Origin of the sequence: Wolbachia endosymbiont of Tettigetta isshikii, assembly GCF_041154185.1 — a bacterium.
Classification (GTDB): domain Bacteria; phylum Pseudomonadota; class Alphaproteobacteria; order Rickettsiales; family Anaplasmataceae; genus Wolbachia.
Map to the genome: position 1 here is coordinate 1 of NZ_JBFTEN010000038.1, position 3,680 is coordinate 3,680.

3 protein-coding genes and 2 pseudogenes are annotated in these 3,680 nt (G+C 25.7%); all 5 read left to right on the forward strand.

Annotated elements, in window-relative coordinates; genetic code table 11:
- Positions 1-523: 523 nt before the first annotated feature.
- On the forward strand, positions 524-712 hold the full coding sequence (locus AB6N09_RS05580) for a hypothetical protein (protein WP_411131940.1): 189 nt from the start codon (positions 524-526) through the stop codon (positions 710-712).
- 141 nt (positions 713-853) lie between these two features.
- Positions 854-1,210, forward strand: a pseudogene (locus AB6N09_RS05585) (cupredoxin domain-containing protein).
- A 220-nt stretch (positions 1,211-1,430) separates the two neighbouring features.
- Positions 1,431-2,798, forward strand: a pseudogene (locus AB6N09_RS05590) (cbb3-type cytochrome c oxidase subunit I).
- Between the two features lie 107 nt (positions 2,799-2,905).
- On the forward strand, positions 2,906-3,436 hold the full coding sequence (locus AB6N09_RS05595) for a cytochrome c oxidase assembly protein (protein WP_411131941.1): 531 nt from the start codon (positions 2,906-2,908) through the stop codon (positions 3,434-3,436).
- A 5-nt stretch (positions 3,437-3,441) separates the two neighbouring features.
- Positions 3,442-3,680, forward strand: a 239-nt coding sequence (locus AB6N09_RS05600) for a hypothetical protein (RefSeq protein WP_411131942.1), incomplete at its 3' end; no start/stop codon positions are given.

The following is a 3,680-nucleotide window of genomic DNA, read 5'->3' on the forward strand; positions in this document are numbered from 1 at the left end:
TGTCGAAGCATGAATACTTATTAATCCTATTTTATTAGTACACTTTATTCTAAGAGTACAGAATCAGCTGAATCCAAACAGAATTATCTATCAGATTTTCTTATAACAGGATTTATATGTATAAACAAACCATACAATTAATTGTATCACAATCTATTCTCTATATGAAAGGATAAGAGATAATTGTTTAGGTAAAAATTATAATTAAATTTACATTCATGTACGCTATTACGCGGTAGTCCGCTGATTCCTAAAATCAGGAATAATCATAATTTAAACCTACCTCTTAAATTATTTTCTAAATTACACTAGATACATCTTCTCTTCTTAAAAGTATTCTGGTAAAGGGGAGTGATATTATAAACTGATAATTATAAACCCATAATACTAATTATTGTATATTAACAACTGATATTTTAGTCTGATTATTGTTGCAAGTTTGGGTGTAGCGGTGTAGCGACTTTATTGAGATAATAATTTTTATATGTATTATATAGGAAAACCTATAAATTGACAAATTGGTTTGCAAAAGTCAGCTACTCCAGTTATGAAACAAACAATACAACTAATGCATTTTACCAACATATTATTATTACCTATAGTTGGGGCGATACCTATAATAATAATTTATTTATGTATAAAGTATAGTGATAATAATTCTTGTAATAAAATTCAACAAATCAATAGTAATATTGCACTAGAAATTATATGAACATCAATACCGATAGCTATTTTAACAAGTATATGTGTGCCTTCTTTTAAAAATTTAAAATATCAAATAATGCAAAAAAGATCTTCATATATTACTATTAAAATAACTGCTCATCAATGATATTGAAATTATGAATATCTTATTAAGAAAAAATTTTGCTTTAATTCCAATATATTAAAATCTGATGCTCAAAGAGCTAAATTTAAAAAATATAGTACTGAAATTTATCCTGAATTATTGGCAACAGATTATGAATTGATAATACCAGCAAAAAGAGTTGTAAGATTATTAATTATATCAGCTGATGTTATTCATGCATTCACTGTTCCCTCATTTGGAGTCAAAGTAGACGCTATTCCTGGTAAAATTAACGATGCTTGAGTAAAAGTTGATAATCCTGGAATATATTACGGACAATGTTCTGAGTTTTGTGGTAAGGATCATGCGTTTATGCCAATAGCGGTTAGGGTTGTTTCTCAAGAAATGTTTGAAAATTGAATTAAAACAGCATCTATCAATATAGATAATGCATTTAGTGCTTTAAGTGTTTTAAAACATATAAAAAATAAATAAATTTACTTAAATGTTTAATAACATGTGAAATAAGATAGAGTATATTATTATATCAAATATAATAAAATCGTGAGATTTTGTTAATATAGTTATTAAAGAAAGTTCGAATTCTTTTAATAAGATAATAAACTGAAATTATAAAAGCATAGGTAAAGCCAATATTTGGTTTGCAATAATATCTGGAATAATAGGTGCTATAATTTCAATCTTTATAAGAGCAGAATTACATCGTCCTGGTATTCAAGTTTTTGATAAAATTGCAAAAATTATATATAAAAAAGGCGATTTAGTAGATAAAGCGAAACATTTATATAACACATCAATGACAGTACATGGTATAATTATGATATTTTATATGTTAATGCCTATGCTTATAAATGGTTTTGGCAACTTATTAATACCCGAATTAGTGGGTTCTAGAAAATTAGCAGTGCCAAAGGCAGGTGTAATATCATTTTTAATTTTAATATTGTCTTTTGTATTCGCATTGATGTCACTAATAGTAAAAGGAAATGTGAACGATTATGGTGCAGCAACTGGTTGAACTTTATATCCCCCATTATCCAATTCTAATTATCATAATGGAAAATCTGTAAATTTTATAATTATTGCAATGCTTTTGGCTTGTGTTTCGTCTATGATTACAGCAATTAATTTTATATCAACAATAATATGTAAAAGAACTGAAAAATTAGGTATGATTGAATTGTCGTTATTTGTTTGGGCTGAATTAATATCAGCAATTCTTATAGTAATCATTATTCCAGTATTAATAAGCGCTCTTACTATGTTATTGTCTGATAGAATGTTAAAAACAGTATTTTATGAGCCAAAAGCTGGTAGTGATCCCACATTATTTCAACATTTATTTTGGTTTTTTGGACATCCTGAAGTGTATGTATTAATATTACCAGCATTTGGAATAATTAGCGAAATAATATCAAAATTTTCTAAAAAACCTGTATTTGGAAAAATAGGTATGATTATTGCAATGGTTATAATAGCTATAATAGGAATTGTAGTATGAGCACACCATATGTACACCGTAGGACTATCATTTAAATCTCTCAAATATTTTGTAATTGCTACTATGGCTGTTGCAGTACCAACAGGAATTAAAGTATTTTCATGGTTATGTACTATGTGAAGAGGTAAAATATCTTTAAAATCTCCTATGATTTGAGCGCTAGGATTTATAATGTTGTTCGTTGCAGGTGGTGTAACAGGCATACAATTAGCAAATGCAAGTTTAAATAGAATATTACATGATACTTATTATGTTGTAGCACATTTCCATTATGTATTATCCATTGCAGCTTTGTTTGCTTCTATGTCAGCTTGATATTATTGGTTTGCTAAAATTTTCGGAAGAACATATAATGAAAAACTATGTATTTTACATGCTATTATTACATTTGTAGCAACTAATATTACATTTTTACCTCAACATTTCTTAGGATTAGCGGGAATGCCTAGAAGATGCATAGATTATATAAAACCATATCATGGGTGAAACCAAATATCATCTTATGGGTCATACTTAGGAATAGCAAGTATTATATTATTTTTCTATATTATAGTAGAATCGAAATATAAAAATCGTTTATGTCCTAGAGATCCATGGATAGTAGTATAACTGTTAGTCAAATTTTTGAAATTTGTACATCAATTTTCATATTTATACTATTTGTATGTTATTTATTTATTAAATTTTATAAAATAACATGTAAAAAATTAGGTATAGCAGGAAATGTAAAAAAATCAACTCATTTTAATAAAAAAATATTTTATAATCCCATCAAAATTACATTCATAACACAAACTAGCAAAACATTACCATGGATTTTTAAGTGTAATGTTGAATATATCAAAGCCCTACCAGGAGAAATAATTAAAATTAATTATAAAGCTAAGAACACATCATCTAAATATTCTATAGGCGAAGCAACATACAATGTTACTCCATTAATAGCAAGCAAATATTTTATTAAAATACAATGTTTTTGTTTTAAAAAAATTATAATACCACCAAATACAAATTTTACACTCCCACTTGTATTTTATATAGAACCAACTTTCTCTTCTAAAGAAGAAACAAAAAACATTAAAGAATTAACTTTAATATATATCATAAACAATATAAATCCATAAAACTAATGGAAGAATTAATATTAATTATAATAATTAATATAACTATAACATTAACAATAGTTAGCGTATTAATATATTACTATTATTATTCTAGTTATAAAAATAAATTTTATAATATAAGATATAAATTAATGAAAGGTTATTGGAAAAATTCAATTAATATCGATACAAATTTCAACTATACATTATACAAAACAATGATAGCTCGCTTAATACGTATTACTTGGCATAAAAATAAGCTTTT